We start from the raw sequence: 16,551 nt of genomic DNA on the forward strand, positions 1-16,551 counted from the left end.
TTTAAACACCGCATTCTAATCAGTTTTAAAGTGACACAAAAAAGCAACTTCACCATTTCTGATGAAGCTGCCTAAGTAACTATTTATTCGACTAAATTTTAGCCATCCACACAATTTGACGTAGAGCCTTGATTAGTAGGGGCTAAAACAATATTATATATATTAATTACGAATTTAAATATTTATATAAATTTAAGTCAATTTCCTGTTTTAAATTCAAGTCAACTTCGACTACTTTCTTAGTCCCGCCATCTTGCACTTTTTTTTCTAATTCTTTAATTGATGATTCTATCGGAGTTACTTCACCTAAATAATAAAAATCAGTTCCTTCATCGTCTGATTTTTTTACAAATAAATGAATGTTCCACTCTTCTGCTGATTTCAATATTTTCACTTCTGGTGAGTTCAAAGTTCGTGGCGCTTTCGTAAACCAAGTCATGGTTCTTGTATCTAAGAATTCATCTTCATATGCCATCTGCGCACCTTTAAAATCTTCACCTTTGTCTAAAGTCACAAAAATAACGAAATGAGCATCTTTATAAGTATATCCACCAATATTTTGATCAACCATTTGTTCCTGCCAGTTTAATAGTCGTAAAGCATCTTTACGTTTATATTTTTTATATAACGTCAATGCTGTGTCTTTTTTAAATTCTTGATTTTTTTTAAGACCAGTCTCGATGATATCAATAAATAATCTTTCAAAAAAATCATTTGCTAGCGCTTTTCTTAAGCCATCTGATAGTTCTATTATGCCTTCAGTTCTTTCTTCAATAAATGTATTGCTCGCATAAGATTTAGCTATTTGACCACTATAGAAAGATAAATTTAATGTATTTAAAGCTGACTTCAACGTTTTTTCCGTACTTATTATTCCCTCTTTTTCAAATAAACCTATAATGTCTTTCTCGGTTATCCCCTTTTGATTACTAATCAAAGCTTTTAGAATAATTAGTTCATGTCGTCTAAATCCAGATAATAATTCTCGGGAAGCAATCATTAAAAATTGATTTTCCTCATCATTAATGATTCCTTCAGCCTTTTTCATTTTTTGTAAAAATTCATAATAGTTAGCACGCTTATTCGCTATGATTAAAGGTTCTAATGCCTTCTGCTCATAAAAATCCACCAAATAAGGGACACGTCCTAATCGATTTTCCAACTGCTCAAAAACTCTTTTTAACTCTTTCATTGAGTTCATTGAAACTTTATCGATTGATTGATAAATTTTTTCTTTAGCAATCTTCTCAAAATTAACTGCTGAAACGCCAGATATATAAGAAACATCAAAAGTATCACGTCTCAAATTGTCTTTATTTCTCGATAAATCGCCAGACAAAGCCATTGGAATCATATAGTTATTTGAATAATTACCAATAAAATCGATAATTGTAACAAACTTTTTAGATGAATGCTTTCGTAATCCTCTACCTAATTGTTGAACAAAAATAATGCTAGATTTCGTATTCCTTAACATAATAACTTGATTTAGCATTGGAATATCAATACCTTCGTTAAAAATATCAACTGTAAAAATATAATTTATCTCGCCATTTTCTAAACGGTTAATTTCATATTCTCTTTCGCTAGCTAGATGATCACCTGTCAAATAAGTACTAGGAATTCCTTTTTCATTAAATAGCCTTGATAATAAGGCTACTTCTTCTTTTCTACTACAAAAAACGAGGCCTCTTGGTTTAGTTCCCGAACAGCCATAGTAATTAATTTTTCCGAGTAAATATTTTACTCTTTCTTCCGCTACTAAAAATTGTAATTCTGATGCCTCGTCGATAGTCTCACCATTGCGTTCATAATCCGTTACTCCAAAATAATGAAACGGTGCCAACATATCTTCTTCTAAAGCTTCTTGTAATCTAATCTCATAAGCAACGTTATAATCAAATAACTCAAAGATATCAAAACTATCTGTTCGCTCTGGTGTTGCAGTCATTCCTAATAAAAATTCTGGCTCAAAATAATCAATAATTTTTTGATAGGTTTGACCACCCGCTTTATGAACTTCATCAATTAAGATGTAGTCAAAATAATCTTTTGGAAAATTTTCTAAATATTTATCTTTAGAAACCGTTTGAATTGTAGCGAATACATATTTTGCTTCGATCTCTTTTTTATTACCCGATAGAATACCATAGTCAGAGTCATTTCCTCCGATAATTTTTTGGAAATCAGCTTTGGCTTTATTTAATATTTATTCTCGATGAACTACAAAAAGCATTTTTTTAGGCCTGAACTGATTGACATCAAAAGCAGACAAGTAAGTTTTCCCAGTCCCAGTAGCTGAAATTATCAAGCCTTTATTAGCACCTGTCAATCTAAGTTCCCGTAAATTTTTCAATGCTATTGTTTGCATTTTATTAGGAATGATAAAGTTTCCATAATCTTCATCAATAGTTTCCGAATTTTTTCCAACTATTTCTTCTTCAATAAGCACTTCGAGTTTCGCTGAATAGATTTCTCGATAATCAGCAACCCACTCTTTCGTAAGCTCTCTTGATTTATCCCATTCGTTTTCCATAAAGCTCTTTGTCTCTTCAACAATTTGACCATTTTCCAAAGAAGTCAAACGAATGTTCCACTCATAATTAACTTTTAAAGCATTCATTGTTAAATTTGAACTACCTACAATTAATGAATAATAATTTTCTTGCTCAAATAAATAACCTTTTGAATGAAAACCTGCTTTACTTGAAATCCTGACGTCTAAATTATCAATTTTTAATAAATCCTCATAAACGTCTGGCGAATTGAAGGTTAAGTAATTTGAAGTTAACAAGCGCCCTCTAATTCCTTTATCGGATAAGTCAGCTAGTTGAACCTTGATAGCATTTAAACCACTCTGCGTTACAAATGCTACTGAAAAGAAAAATGTTTTACAGATTTCTAATTCATCTGTTAAATCGTTAACGACGTATTGCTTAGTTTCTTTGTCATTAATTACTAGTTTAGGGTCAAAAACAGATCCCTGCTCTTTTTTATTAATAAATGCTTTTCGTAAAGATCCTTGGAAAGCCTCTGAATGCTTAGTTGATCCGATCATCTTTTCCTACCTCACTTGTCTCTGATTTTTTCCACAGCAGGTATATCTGCTGGTGCCCATTTTAATTGCTCTAATTTTTCTGGTTCTAGCCATTTTATAGCTTGGTGTTCCATCAATACAGGTTCACCTTCAATTAATTCACAATAAAAAGTAGTTAATAAGATAATTGCAAAATCGTATTCATACACCGTAGTCATTAGTTTATCATTTATTTGGATGTCGCATTTTAGCTCTTCTTGTATTTCACGCTCCAGAGCTTCACGTTCAGTTTCGCCAGGTTCAATTTTACCTCCCGGAAATTCCCAATAGTTCGCTAACGCTTTGTCTTTTGGCCGTTTGGCACAAAGTATTTTATTATCCTTGTAGATAACAGCTCCTACAACTTGAATTGTTTTCTTCATAGTTAACCTACTTTCAACCATTATTACTCTAATTGTACTATATCCAACCCTAGCTTCAAAGTAATTCTCGACTTAATTATAAACACAAACACCCCTCCAACTACCATCACCTAGTAGTTGGAGGGGTTCACTTATTTGATTCTACTTAAATATCTCTCACATATAAAAAAGTCAAACTCTTACTTCCCATCATTCCTAAATATCTTCAGCGCCTTCATCAAATCAGCTTTAATAGCCGTCCTTCCCTCCATTACAATGTCTTCAAAAAATTGTTCGGCTTCTGGTTGTTGTCTTAAATAATCAGCAACAGCTCGGCCACCGGCTCTGTTAGCGTAGGTATAATAATTTATTTTACAGATACCATTGTTAATTGCTGTGCGATAATCTGTTTCCGAAACACCTGAGCCACCATGCATGACTAAAGGAATCTCAGTGGCATCACGAATGGCTTTAACTCGTGGCAAATCTAGCTGAGGTTCTTTGAGATAGACGCCATGCACGGTGCCAAAAGCTATAGCTAGGCAATCTACGACTGTTTCTTGGACAAATTCACGGGCAAGTTTTGGCTCTGTATAAAGAGTCTCTACGCTAGCGTAATTCTTTTCTTTAATTTCTCGACCTTCACCACCCCCAATATCCGAAGTGATAATCTGACCTAGTTCCGCTTCGACTGAGACCCCAATGCTGTGAGCTATCCGTACAATTTCTTTCGTCTCCTTAACGTTGGCTTCGTAAGGTTTACTAGAAGCATCGTACATAATCGACGTAAACCCCAATCGAATGGCTTCCATACAGACTGCAAATGATTCCCCATGGTCCAAATGAACGGCGACTGGAACAGTGGCTCCTTTGGCGTAATCTAACATGATCGGTCCGATTTCAGCTAAGGGAATCAGATTATTATGAGCCTCAGCGTGTTGCAAAATCACAGGTGAATTTAATTCTTCGGCGGCGGCGATCGTCGCTCTTATCATTTCTAAGTTAGGGACATTAAAGGATCCAATAGCGCTATTATTCATTTGGGCTTCTTGTAATAGTCCGTTCATTGTAACCAACATCTATTTTTATCCCTCTTTCATTTTTGTGCTGTCTATGGTTTGTACACGTTAAAGCACTGCCGTGACTTCCACGCCAGTGCTCTTACGATGACTACTAGAGAAACAAACTCAAGACCCAACCGGCAATAATACCACCTATGATAGCTGAAGCGACCACTGGGAGAGAGGCTTTGACTTTATCACCCGAAAGAAGGCCGGCGAACCAAAGACCAATTCCAGCAGCAACTCCTTGATCAACCCACGCCCCTGTTTGCGTAATCATCGGTGTGCTAATACCGTGATTTAGTAGCCAAATAGTTCCGACAATAAAAGCTGCTGCCATCCAACCGCCAAATGCATCCCATTCCTCGACCATCTTCCCCCACCCCATATGAATAACTAAGGGAAAAATAGCACTGCCGATAACTGTTGCAATTGCTAAATTAAAGGTCATTAGCTTTTGCCTCCCTTTTTTGATGCTTAGCAAACAAGGCAGCTAGACTGCCACCAATTAATGCGCCGATCACAACAAGCAGAAAAGTCGGCCAAGCCGCAAATAAATTTTGCTGGTCAGTTAAAAAGGCATCGCGAGCTAAGCCAGAAACACCTATGGCTAACCCCATATCGACAAATGAGACGCCTTCATGATTACCTGATGTATTTAAATAATGATTGAGAAACCACATTGGACCGATAATAACCAACGCCGCGACATAACCACCATAAACTCCAACACTCCCTAATTCACCCCAAACTGACATCACCAATAGCCCTGCTAAGGCGTAGCCAAACACTCGTTTAATATGTTGCATGTTATTGCTTCAACTCCTTCTGTAAGTCTTTATAAACTTGATTATTGAGCCTTACTCTTTTCTCAATGACTACACCTCTCCTTTTGACAACCACCCTTGGATTTTTGGTAACATTAATCGTGGACTACCGCCAAAGGCATCGAGGGTCGTGCCAGCAAGATGGGCCGTTAGAGTGACATTATCTAAGGCCAATAACGGGTGCGACTCTGGCAACGGTTCTTGCTCAAAAACATCTAAGGCGGCTCCCATGAGATGACCACTTTTTAGAACCTGAATCAAGGCTTGTTCGTCTACCAAATGAGCCCGAGCTGAGTTAATGAAATAGGCTCCTTGTTTCATCATTTCAAATTCTGATTGACCGATCAGATGATAGGTTTCTGGTGTCGCCCGGGCATGGATTGAGACAATATCACTTTGGCTCAATAATTCATCCAATGACACTAACTTAGCATTTGGCGCCTTAATGGTCGTTAAATATGGGTCATAAATCAGAAACTGACAGCCAAATGGGGTGAGCAATTCTGTTATCAGCTGGCCAATTTTACCAAAACCGACTAACCCAATCTGACGATGATTAAATTCAATGACTTGACCTTCGCTAACAAAGTCTTTACGCCAGTCGCCTGCCTTTAATGATTGGTGGCTGCGAGCGATGTTTTTCGTCTCGGCAAGCATTAAGCCAACGGTGAATTCAGCGACGGCACGCGCATTACGTCCGGTTAAATTGAAGACCTCAATCCCTTTTTCGGCCGCTGTGACTAAGTCGACATTCTCAAGACCTGCTCGTAAGACAAAAATCGCTTTTAGCTTAGAAGCACGGATTAACAGCTCGCGATCGATTGGTGTAAAATGGACAACGAGAACTGTCGCCTCAGCCATCTTCTTTTGGAGTTCTGGTGACAATCTGACTTGAGCTGGGCCTCCTTGTTCGACACGGATATTATCCGCTTGTAAATCAGCCACTGTTTCATGTTCCCAATGAGTAACCTCAACGTCTGATAACTTTTTAAGTGGGAAAAGACTTTCGGCCATTGCATTTTGGGGAATTAACTCATCTGATACCGCGATTATTTTTTCCATAATAATTCCTTTCTTTATAAGACAACGCTTTCACTTTCGTCTGTTTTTTGCGCAATACTGACAGTGTCAAAGGCTTTCCAGATGGGTTGTAATTTGCCAATAAGGTTGCGATAAAGGTGGTATTTAGTATCATAAATGCGTTTTTTGTTAATATCCGGTTGATAGATTTCGACGACATTAACCATTTGATCTGTTGCTTCTTGGATCGAAGAAAAGAGCTCGACACTAACTCCTGCCACAATCGCCGCGCCCATTGCACCAAGTTCTTTGGTTTTGGTTACTTCGATTGGGACTTGCAAAATATCTGCAAATAGTTGAATCCAAATCGGTGAGTTAACTACGCCACCTGCAATTCGTGCCCGTTTGAAGCCAGCGCCTTGACTCAACAATTTGTCAATATGATGACGGTGACTAAAGACAACGCCCTCGTATATCGCTCGTAGTAAGTGTTTGCGTGTGTGCCAAGCACTGATACCCACAAAGGCACTTTTAGCATTCGCATCAACATTGGTGCCAAATAAGAAGGGTAAGAAAATTAAGTTAGAGGCGTCATAAGGGGCTGATTCGACTAATTGGTTAGCCAAATCATAGAGATTTTGACCCTTGGTATCAATATCTTTAAGGACTTCACTTAGAAACCATTCCAAATTACTGGCAGATGTTGGGCTTCCTTCGGCTATTAAGTAATTATTTTCTGGGGCAATCGCGCACATGAAGAGATCATCAGACACAACTGGTTTAGTATCAAAGAACTCGTTAATCGACCAGGTACCGGCTGTGATACAGAGTTGATCTTTTTGAACGCTACCAGTGGCAATTGCCGAGGCATGCATATCCATCGTGCCACCAGCAACTGGCGTGCCTATTTTTAAGCCAGTTAACTTTGCGACCTTGGCAGTAATATAGCCATTCACAGTTAACGGATCAGTTAGCGGTGGTAATTTGTCATAAATGGCTTCAATGCCGAATTCCGCTAACAACTCACGGTCAATCCGTTTTTCAGCAATATTTAACATCCCACCCCCTGAAAAGTCACTGATTTCAGTACAAGGGGAACCGGTTAAACGATATTTGATGTAATCTTTGCACATAAAGACATAGTCTGTCTTGGCAATAACTTCTGGCTCATTGTTGACTAGCCACCTTAAGATTGGCGCCGGTTGACCGGCCCAAATTGAGTTATAGGTCTTAGGCAAGGTCCGCTTAAACGTGCCATCTTGAAGCCACTGCGCCACATAGTCTTTGCCCCGAGTATCAGTTGAAATAACCCCGTTATACGTTGGCTTACCGGTTTTATCGGCTAAGTAAACCCCATTGCCATGACCCGTAATCGAGAGGGCTGCGATATCTTCACCGGAAACCCCAGTTTGGCTTAATAACTCACGAATAACCGTTAAATTGGCTTGCCACAGTTCCTCACTGTCACGCTCCGTATGTCCTGGAAAAGGCGTTAGCATCGGTAGTTTTTGACTGACAACAGCCACTTCACTGCCGTCTAGTTGGTACAGCGCTCCTTTTGTGACTGTTCCGCCATTATCTATTCCTAATAAATATGTCTTCATACTTAACTCACTTTCTCAAGGTTTTATCCTTGTTAGCTACTGTCGTAACGATCGCTTGCAAGCGCTCAATCTGTTGACCAAAACGGCCGACAAAGACACCATCAACATCGGGATGAGCGGTAATAAATTCAGCGTTTTCTTGGCTAACAGAACCACCATAAATAATTCTGACAACTTGGCTGACGGGGAACCCAAAATGCTTAGCAAGTAATTGCCGGATCAGTTGGTGACTCTCGTGAACATAGGGAGCGGCCGCCGCAACTGATTGGCCAATTGCCCAAACTGGTTCGTAAGCAATAATCACCTGACTTATCTGCTCTGATTTCAAGCCTTGGAGTGCCAGAAAAAGTTGTCGTTCTAAGACTTCCCTACGCGCCAGAGGGTCCACTAGTTTTTGTTCCTCCCCCAGACAAAGCAGCGGAATCAGACCTTCTGCTAGGGTTAAACGGACTTTTTGCCGAATCATCTCGTCATCTTCTTTAAACCGACGGCGACGTTCAGAGTGACCGATTTCCACGTATTTGCCACCGGCTTCTTTCAAGGACAAAATCGAGTACTCACCAGTAAAAGCACCACTGGCAACTGGGGCGATATTTTGTGAGCCTAGACCAATTGGCGTTCCGCTGAGAGCTTCAGCAACTTGAGAAATCGCCCCGACGTGAGGGAAGTAAATCAACTCGACTGGGCTATTGGAAAGGGCCTTAGCTAGCTCTTGGCCACGTTGGATGTTAGCTTCCATTTGATAGTGATACAGTTTTAAGCTTAAGCCGACAACTGGTTGACGTTTCATCTGATCGCTTCCTTTCTGTATTAGCTTTGGTGAAATTCTGCTTCTTTTTCAGTTATTTGAGCGATTTTACGGGAGGATGGACTAGGGACAAAGTGATGGCTTACGTATTCTTTGACGATCTTTTTGGCAACTTCTAGGCCGATGGTTTTACTGCCTAAGGTGATAATCTGGGCATTGTTACTGAGTTGCGCTCGCTCTGCTGAATAGGGGTCTGGCACTTGAGCGGCACGGATACCAGGAACTTTATTGGCGGCTATTGCCATGCCAATCCCCGTTCCACAAATTAAAATACCACGCTCAATTTCTTTAGCAATAATCGCTTGCCCGACTGTAAAAGCAACTTCTGGATAATCAATTTCAGTAACTGACGTAGGCCCATACTCAACAACCTCGTGTCCTAGCCCAACCAACTCTTGACGAATGTCCTCTTTCAATACAAAACCGTGGTGATCAACGCCTAAACCGAGCTTCATCTTCTTACCTCGACTTTCTTTTTTGACTAAAATCAGTGGCTGAAAAACAACAAAGAACGCAAGCACAGGTTCGGCCCATAAAAAGCAAAAAAACAGTAGTAAATACGTCAACACGTATCCAATACTGTTTTTACAATAGAATCATACACTCAAAAAAGTCCCTTCCGACAGATTGCACCCTTATCACACCTAAAACAAATCAAATAAACTGGTATTTTAGAGGGAAATTAGGTACAATAAACCTGTCAGTACACTTGTGTACTTGTACTATTGGTAACTTGTTTTGGTCACTTTGATGACTCAAGCAAGGCTTCTCAGTGGTGGTTGCAGCCACCCTTTGAAGTACCAATAACTATATATTCAATTAGACAGAACCTATTACTTACAGGCCCATTGTAAAATAATCTCAAGGAACAGTCAACTATTTTGTTGCGAAAAACTGACGTTAATTAAAAAATAACAAACACCAAGGCCTTCCCTTATATACTATAAGGAGAGGCCTTTAAAATAACAACGAATCGGCTGAAGAAACTAACCATCAGCAAGACGTCGGGCATTACAATGTGCACCCTCGATATGCCGTAATGATAGCTCGCTTATTCATATGCCTAACAAATCGTCAAAATTAAAGATTGCTTTAACAATTCGAGCGACCATTCCTAGTTCGGCGCCAGTTAATAATACCTCGGGATAGTTTAATGCTGGCTTTATTGGTTCGATACTTCGCGAAAGACTTTTAGCGTAACCTATCAACAAGGAGAATAAAATTGAGGTTCAATTGCTTTCTTATGAAAACAGTAAACCAACTTTTCACTAAGCATTTCCGTAGTCAACTAGTTACTGCTCTGTTACACTAAGGCTATTATTTAGAATAAATGGAGGGATTAATTTGCGCTTAGAAAATAAAAAAATTATTGCACTTGTTGACAATGATTTTGAAGATTTAGAATTATGGTATCCTGTTTATCGTTTACGTGAGGAAGGTGCCCAAGTTGATTTAGTCGGACAAAAGGCTCATCAGACTTATATAGGAAAATACGGTGTACCTGCAGAATCGGATTATGCCTTTTCAGATGTTAATCCTGCCGATTATGATGGAATCTTAGTTCCAGGAGGCTGGGCGCCAGATAAACTACGTCGTTTCCCAGAAGTCATCGAAATGGTGCAATCCCTAGATAAACAAGAAAAAATAATTGGACAAATTTGCCATGCTGGCTGGGTATTAATTTCTGCAAACATCTTGGAAGGTCGGACTGTTACAAGTACTCCGGGAATTAAAGATGATATGACAAATGCTGGTGCAACATGGGTCGACATACCAGCAATTTCAGATGGCCATATTGTTTCAAGCCGCCGTCCGCCAGACTTACCAGATTATATGCGTGAATTCATTAAAGTAATGAGCGAAAAAGCTTAAGCATCATCGAATAGATAAGCCGGAGCGCTTTTAAAATAAAAAAAGATAATGATTCCAGATTTTTTTCTGTAATCATTATCTTTTTCAGTTTTCTACTTAAAATACTCCCGACACTCACTAACTGTCAACTCACCTAAATCAGTGACTATCCCATCAGCTAAGCTTAAATCCTGCTTCGTAAAGGCGGGGTTTTCAAAGCCTAGGCAGATCATACCTGCGGTTTTAGCCGCTTTGACACCGTTCGTGGCATCTTCAATCACTAAACAGTTTTTCGGATTAACACCTAATTTTTCAGCTGCTTTTAAAAAGACATCTGGAAAAGGTTTCGAGTGTTCGCAGTCTTCCCCAGAAACTAAGACTGTAAAGTATTCGCGAATTTTTAATCCGTCAACGGCTTTAGCAATCCCTTCATTCGATGAAGAGGAGGCAATCGCTAAAGGGATTCCTGCTTGATGGAGATTTTTTATTAACTCAATCGTGCCAGGAATACTTTTAACTGTTTCCTTTGCTAGCATCTCATTACGAATTTCTTCTCCGCGGGTAATACATTCGGCTACTGTTAAAGGTAAATTAAATTCTTTTTGCATGTGAGTCCACATAAACTCGAGAGTCGTTCCAAATAACTGATGATGGTAAGTATCAGGAACTTCCACTCCTTGTTCTCTTAACATTTGTTGTTTTGACGCAATCCAAATGGGTTCTGAATCAACAATTACGCCATCCATATCAAAGATTAAAGCTTCCAAATTTTGGCACATCCTTTTTTCTTATTTTAAAAACTCGAATTTTCTTCTTGTAAAAAGGCAATTTCTGCTGCAGTTGAAGGTCGTCCTAAGATTTTATTGCGATGCGGGTAACGACCGAAGCGCTCGATAATTACTAGGTGTTGCTTTTCAAAGTCGTAATTGGTTTCTAACCCTGGTTGATTAAATAACTCTAAGGCTTTTTGATGAATGACTAAAGACTCCGAATGCATAAAAGGCATGTAGAGAAAAGCTTTTTCTGACATCGTTAATTCGTCTAAATCTGGCGCCTTTAACGCTTCTTGAGCTAAAATCAAACTCATTCCATCATAAGCGAAGGCTTCTGCCTCATCTCTAAATAAGTTGCGGGAAAACTGATCTAAGACAATAATTTCTGCCAAACGGCCTTTGATTGTTTCACGCCAACTAGCGGTTTCCCCTAGGCTACTTTGACGGTGAATCTCACCGAAGCGTTTAGCTAACATTAAATCAAAGGCCTCATCTTTTTTAAACCAGGCACTAGAATCAATCTCTTCAAACCAAAAATTTAATATTTCTTCGTATCTCATCTGAACTTCCTCCTTCTATTTTCAACATAGCTGTTTGAATTTGCCCCTCAGCTTTTTTGCCGATTTCTTCGGTACGCCATAGGGGGACAGCCATAGGTTTCTTTAAACTCTTTGCGAAAGACTTTCACGTCTTGATAACCTAAAAACTCGGAAATCTGAGCAATGCCAAGGTCTTGATAGTCAAGTAGGCCTTTGCCATTTAACATTCGTAACCCTTTGACTAACTCACCTAAACTCATCTGAAAATCATCTGCTAAAAGGGAACGAATTTTTTTGGTGGCAATATTCAAGGCTTGACTAACTTTTAATAAACTCAAGTCCTTTCGATAATTCTCATACAAATAAATAAAGATTGCCGTTGTTTCATCACAGTAGCCCTCTTCCACAGTTAGCCCCTGCCCTTGTTGATAACTTTTAGGGGAGCAGTTTTTAGCCTGTTTAAATTCTTTGTAAAAGTGAGCATCATTTTTATAACCAACAATCCGGCCAATTTGGTTAATCGATAAGCCATCAAAGGCTAATAAGGCGCTAGCATTAATAATCCGAACGCGATTTAAATTTTGGGCAAAAGTTAAGCCAGTTAGTGCCATCAGCTTGTCACGAATTTCTGCCTGACTTAACTGAAATTCACTTTCTAACTCCTTAAGTGTTAAGTCTTTTTGATGGTGAAAATGAATGTATTGCAATAACTGCCAGTTTTGATTAACTGGTCGTTTTTTTATTAGTTCTTCTCGTCGTTTAATGCCTTTTAAAAATAAGTAAATCAAACCAGTCGTACTATGGAGAACTAAAATATCTTGGCCCCATGTCTCGGCACTCACAAACTCTTGCCTTAATTTCTCTAACAGACTTAAACATTCTTTTTGTTCAGTCACAGTTAGGCTGACAATTGGCAGACCTTTATCTAGTTCTTGCAAACTATTCAAGTAAGCTGATTTACTCGTTTTAGCTAAAAGCAGTAAGCCAATTGAAAACTGACAATCGTAATAAGAACAATCTTGATCAGGGATTTTCTCAAAAGCGTAGACATGGTATGACATCAACATCATTAACTGCCCTGCTTTAACAACGGTCTTTTCACCATTAATTCTGAGTTCAGCCTCGCCTTCGACAATGTAAATCACAGTCACGTTATCTTTTAATTGCCTTGGTTGCTTTTTGAGGACTTTTCTTAAACTAATTCGGAGATCATTTGTCCGTAAGTTCCCATCGTAGTAATCAACACTTGTGTAAGGGATTAACTCTTTTTGATAATCGGTCACCTGTTCCCCTCCTCTGTCTGTTTATTATAAGCCATTCTCAAGAAATAAGTTAGTGATTAGGCTTTTATTCGCCTTATGCTTTCTTTGGAAATTCGTTATCATGTGATTACAATCACAATTAAGGAGTGAAGAAAAATGAAAAAAATCTTTATTTTAGGTGGCACAGGCTTCTTAGGTTACTATACGATGAAAGAATGTTTAGCGAAAGGTTATGAGGTTAAAACAATGTCTTTACCTCCCATGCCTGAAGCAGGCTTAATTCCTGAAGAAGTTGACTGTTCCATTGGTAACTTTTTTGAGATGTCCGATGAGGAAATTATTGCTTATCTAGCTGATTGCCAAGGCTTTATTTATGCCGCTGGCGCTGACGAACGGGTTGTTCCTAAGAAACCGGCTTTCAAGTTTTTCTACGAAGCGAATGTTTTACCGACCCAACGGATTGCCCGTTTAGCGAAAGCGGCTGGGGTTAAAAAGTTTGTCGTTTTCGGTTCTTATTTTGCAGAATTTGCGGAACGTCTGCCTGAGTATCATTTACGAAATCAAGCCTACCCGAGCACCCGATTACTGCAAGAACAAGTTGCTTTTTGCGAAGGTGAAGGAGCAATGACGGTGACTAGTCTCCGCTTACCTTATATCTTTGGGACGATGCCTGGCAAAACCCCTCTTTGGAAAATGTTTACTGACCAAATTAAAGGCCAAGAAACTTTCCCTGCTTTAAAAGGTGGGACAGCCATGGTCACGGCGACCCAAGTGGCTCAAGCTGCTTTAGGTGCTTTAGAAAATGGGCAACATCGTGGCACTTACGCGATTGGTGGCATTAATATGAGCTATGCTGATTTTTATCAAATGATGGTTGAGGCTCTTGGTCAAACTGAAACAACAACGATTCCCGTTGTTCCTTATGAAAGTCTGGCTGCAGTCTATGCCGGTATTGATGCTGCTGCCGAAGCAGAAGGCTTAGAACACGGCATGCATATGACTGTCAGCTCAAAACTTCAAACAGAAGACCTCCATATTGATCCCCAAGAAACGATGGCAATTTTAGGCTACCAAGCTGACGACGTCCTAGGATCAATTGTCGAAACATTAAAAGAATGTGTTTAAAAAAATACCGAATGACTGAGTTTTCACTTAGTCATTCGGTATTTTTATTGAAAAACAACGTGCTCTACAACTTCGATTTCTGGATTTAAAGATTGAATCACTGGACAGTTTTTGCTAACTAATTTTAATGCCCGTTCTGCCCGTTCTTGTAATTCCGGTGCCACTGAAACATAAAAAGTCAGGCTGATACTTTTAACTGGTTCGGTAGCTTTTTCGGCATCACGGCTATAATCCGCTGTTGCTCGTTCAAAAGTAAAAGGAATTCGTGACTTTTCTAAAACTGATTGATAGACATAAGCCCCACATGCGCCCACAGCGGCCACTAAACTTTGCACAGGAGAATAGCCTTCTTCTCTCAACATCACCCAGTTACCGGCTGCTAGCGGCAATTCAATGCCTGTTTGACCTTGGACTAATTCAATACGATCTTGACTCATATTAGTTTCGCTCCTTTGCGACAAAATGATCTGGTTCGATTTCGACCCAGTCAGTTAAACTATCTGCTTCTATTTTAACTTGCTCTTCTTGAGTTGTCTCATCATAAGCCGCTCGTGCTAGCTTAGGATCAGCAATGGGAATCGCTGATAAAAGTTTTTTCGTATACGGGTGTTGGGGATTATCAAAAATTCGTTGCGTCGGTCCCACTTCGACTAGCTTCCCTAAATACATGACGGCAATTCGATCAGAAATATACCGAACCATGGATAAATCATGGGAAATAAACAAGTAAGTTAATTTTAATTGTTTTTGTAAATCAACTAAGAGATTAATAATTTGGGCTTGAATCGAGACATCTAAAGCCGAAATCGGCTCATCACATAAGATAAATTCCGGTTCCACGGCGACTGCCCGGGCAATGCCAATCCGTTGACGTTGACCGCCACTAAACTCTCTTGGGTATTTATAAATGTCTTGCCCAGTTAAGCCGACTTTTTCTAACATGTCAATGGCTTTTGCCTGAGCCTCACTTTTTGAAAAAAGTAAGCTTAAAGGTTCCATCACTTGCTCTAAAGCCGTAAGCTGCGGATTTAAAGAAGAATAGGGGTCTTGAAAAATAATTTGCATCCGTTTATGGAAGGCACGGCGGTCTTTTTTTGACAGACTCCGTAACTCCTGACCAGCGAAAAAGATTTCCCCTTCATTTAATTCTTCTAATTGTAAAATACTGCGACCTAGCGTTGTTTTACCACTACCAGATTCGCCGACTAAGCCTAGCGTTTCCCCTTTACGAATCGTTAAAGAAACATCATCCACAGCCTTAACGACGGTTTTAACTTGGCCAAAACTATTTTTTACTGGAAAATACTTTTTAGCCCCAGTAACTTTAATTAATTCTTCAGTCATTTGCCTGCAGCCTCCTCTTTTAAGACTCGATGTGTCGGGCTTAAATTAACTAGTTTGCCTTGATTGCCTTTAACTGATTCCGAAGAATGATTGCCAACAGAATAAAGACGCTGACCTTTTTCTCCAGAAGGAATGGCTTTCAGTAATTCTTGCGTGTAAGGATGAGCCGCTTCGTAAAAGATTTCATCGGTACTGCCTTCTTCAACAATCTGACCTTGGTACATGACTTTAATGCTTTGACACATGCCAGCCACAATCCCAAAGTCATGGGTCACTAAAATCACAGATAAGTCTTCTTCACGTTGTAAACGGCGAATTAAATTTAAAATTTGCGCCTGAATCGTCACATCTAAGGCCGTCGTTGGTTCGTCAGCGATTAGTAATTTCGGTTTTGCTAGTAGAGCCATGGCAATCATAATTCGCTGACGCATGCCGCCTGACAGTTCATGAGGGTATTGGTTCATTCGTTTTTCTGGTAAACCGATGCCGACTTTTTCTAGTTCTTTAATCGCTAAAGCTGTCGCATTTTTTTTACTTGTTTTACTAAAACGTTGTATGACTTCGATGAGATGATAACCGATTGTCCGTAAAGGATTTAAGGCGGTCATCGGATCTTGGAAGATCATCGCCGCTGGAATCGCTTCACGATTCCGTTGGTTACTTTGGATTTGTTGACCATCAAACTCAAAGCTATCATAAGCTAACTGGCTATTTTCAGGTAAAATATTCATGATGCCTTTCATAGAAATACTTTTCCCACTACCAGATTCGCCGACGATGCCGACGATTTGGCCTCTCGGAATATCCAAATCAATGCCATGAATGATTTTTTGGATATTTTCGCCTTTTTTTTGAAAGGCAATTTCTAAATTTTTAATTTCAATAATATTTGTCATCTG

General features: G+C 39.3%; 16 protein-coding genes and 1 pseudogene. 2 read left to right on the forward strand and 15 right to left on the reverse strand.

The features are described 5' to 3' along the window. Positions 1-166: 166 nt before the first annotated feature. From CBF35_RS08045 to CBF35_RS08085, 9 genes and pseudogenes are all read right to left on the reverse strand, one after another. Positions 167-3,058: pseudogene (locus tag CBF35_RS08045) on the reverse strand (DEAD/DEAH box helicase). 11 nt (positions 3,059-3,069) lie between these two features. Beyond that, positions 3,070-3,459 carry a (deoxy)nucleoside triphosphate pyrophosphohydrolase gene (locus CBF35_RS08050; RefSeq protein ID WP_126779918.1) on the reverse strand — a complete coding sequence of 130 codons (390 nt, stop codon included), beginning with the start codon at positions 3,457-3,459 and terminating at the stop codon, positions 3,070-3,072. Positions 3,460-3,638: 179 nt separating this feature from the next. Further along, positions 3,639-4,517 carry a class II fructose-bisphosphate aldolase gene (locus CBF35_RS08055; RefSeq protein ID WP_126779920.1) on the reverse strand — a complete coding sequence of 293 codons (879 nt, stop codon included), beginning with the start codon at positions 4,515-4,517 and terminating at the stop codon, positions 3,639-3,641. 94 nt (positions 4,518-4,611) lie between these two features. Then, the gene (locus CBF35_RS08060) at positions 4,612-4,950 is read right to left on the reverse strand and encodes a Lin0368 family putative glycerol transporter subunit (protein WP_126779922.1); all 339 of its coding nucleotides are present in this window, start codon (positions 4,948-4,950) and stop codon (positions 4,612-4,614) included. Next, the gene (locus tag CBF35_RS08065; RefSeq protein WP_126779924.1) at positions 4,940-5,308 is read right to left on the reverse strand and encodes a Lin0368 family putative glycerol transporter subunit; all 369 of its coding nucleotides are present in this window, start codon (positions 5,306-5,308) and stop codon (positions 4,940-4,942) included. The genes CBF35_RS08060 and CBF35_RS08065 overlap by 11 nt, the downstream gene beginning before the upstream one ends. A gap of 69 nt (positions 5,309-5,377) precedes the next feature. Further along, positions 5,378-6,388 carry a 2-hydroxyacid dehydrogenase gene (locus CBF35_RS08070; protein WP_126779926.1) on the reverse strand — a complete coding sequence of 337 codons (1,011 nt, stop codon included), beginning with the start codon at positions 6,386-6,388 and terminating at the stop codon, positions 5,378-5,380. Between the two features lie 14 nt (positions 6,389-6,402). Further along, positions 6,403-7,950 (reverse strand): FGGY-family carbohydrate kinase, encoded by a 1,548-nt coding sequence (locus CBF35_RS08075; RefSeq protein ID WP_126779928.1) that lies wholly within the window; start codon positions 7,948-7,950, stop codon positions 6,403-6,405. 7 nt (positions 7,951-7,957) lie between these two features. Beyond that, the gene (locus CBF35_RS08080) at positions 7,958-8,740 is read right to left on the reverse strand and encodes a triose-phosphate isomerase family protein (protein WP_126779930.1); all 783 of its coding nucleotides are present in this window, start codon (positions 8,738-8,740) and stop codon (positions 7,958-7,960) included. 20 nt (positions 8,741-8,760) lie between these two features. Continuing rightward, a complete protein-coding gene (locus CBF35_RS08085; RefSeq protein WP_126779932.1) occupies positions 8,761-9,213 on the reverse strand; it encodes an RpiB/LacA/LacB family sugar-phosphate isomerase in 453 nt (150 codons plus the stop codon). 889 nt (positions 9,214-10,102) lie between these two features. Here CBF35_RS08085 and CBF35_RS08090 point away from each other — a divergent pair. Beyond that, complete coding sequence (locus CBF35_RS08090) at positions 10,103-10,630, forward strand: type 1 glutamine amidotransferase domain-containing protein (RefSeq protein WP_126779934.1); 528 nt, start codon at positions 10,103-10,105, stop codon at positions 10,628-10,630. A gap of 92 nt (positions 10,631-10,722) precedes the next feature. Here the strand turns inward: CBF35_RS08090 and CBF35_RS08095 are convergent, their stop codons facing one another. From CBF35_RS08095 to CBF35_RS08105, 3 genes are read right to left on the reverse strand one after another with little or no spacing between them, the layout of a single operon-like run. Then, entirely contained in the window at positions 10,723-11,376 is a 654-nt protein-coding gene (locus CBF35_RS08095; protein ID WP_126779936.1) for an HAD family hydrolase, read from the reverse strand. Positions 11,377-11,402: 26 nt separating this feature from the next. Continuing rightward, complete coding sequence (locus tag CBF35_RS08100; protein WP_126779938.1) at positions 11,403-11,942, reverse strand: DUF924 family protein; 540 nt, start codon at positions 11,940-11,942, stop codon at positions 11,403-11,405. A gap of 47 nt (positions 11,943-11,989) precedes the next feature. Beyond that, the gene (locus CBF35_RS08105; RefSeq protein ID WP_126779940.1) at positions 11,990-13,204 is read right to left on the reverse strand and encodes an AraC family transcriptional regulator; all 1,215 of its coding nucleotides are present in this window, start codon (positions 13,202-13,204) and stop codon (positions 11,990-11,992) included. Positions 13,205-13,339: 135 nt separating this feature from the next. Here CBF35_RS08105 and CBF35_RS08110 point away from each other — a divergent pair, with 135 nt between their 5' ends. Then, positions 13,340-14,308: an NAD-dependent epimerase/dehydratase family protein gene (locus CBF35_RS08110; RefSeq protein ID WP_126779942.1), complete on the forward strand. Its 969-nt coding sequence runs from the start codon at positions 13,340-13,342 to the stop codon at positions 14,306-14,308. Positions 14,309-14,352: 44 nt separating this feature from the next. On the opposite strand, the gene CBF35_RS08115 is transcribed toward CBF35_RS08110, so the two are convergent. The 3 genes from CBF35_RS08115 to CBF35_RS08125 are packed head-to-tail and all read right to left on the reverse strand — an operon-like array spanning position 14,353 to position 16,548. Continuing rightward, positions 14,353-14,745, reverse strand: a complete 393-nt coding sequence (locus tag CBF35_RS08115; protein WP_126779944.1) for an OsmC family protein — start codon at positions 14,743-14,745, stop codon at positions 14,353-14,355. A 1-nt stretch (position 14,746) separates the two neighbouring features. Next, positions 14,747-15,652 (reverse strand): ABC transporter ATP-binding protein, encoded by a 906-nt coding sequence (locus tag CBF35_RS08120; protein ID WP_126779946.1) that lies wholly within the window; start codon positions 15,650-15,652, stop codon positions 14,747-14,749. After that, on the reverse strand, positions 15,649-16,548 hold the full coding sequence (locus CBF35_RS08125; RefSeq protein WP_126779948.1) for an ABC transporter ATP-binding protein: 900 nt from the start codon (positions 16,546-16,548) through the stop codon (positions 15,649-15,651). The genes CBF35_RS08120 and CBF35_RS08125 overlap by 4 nt, the downstream gene beginning before the upstream one ends. Between the last annotated feature and the right edge of the window lie 3 nt (positions 16,549-16,551).

It is taken from the genome of Vagococcus salmoninarum, assembly GCF_003987495.1.
In the GTDB taxonomy this organism is placed as follows: Bacteria; Bacillota; Bacilli; order Lactobacillales; family Vagococcaceae; genus Vagococcus_D; species Vagococcus_D salmoninarum.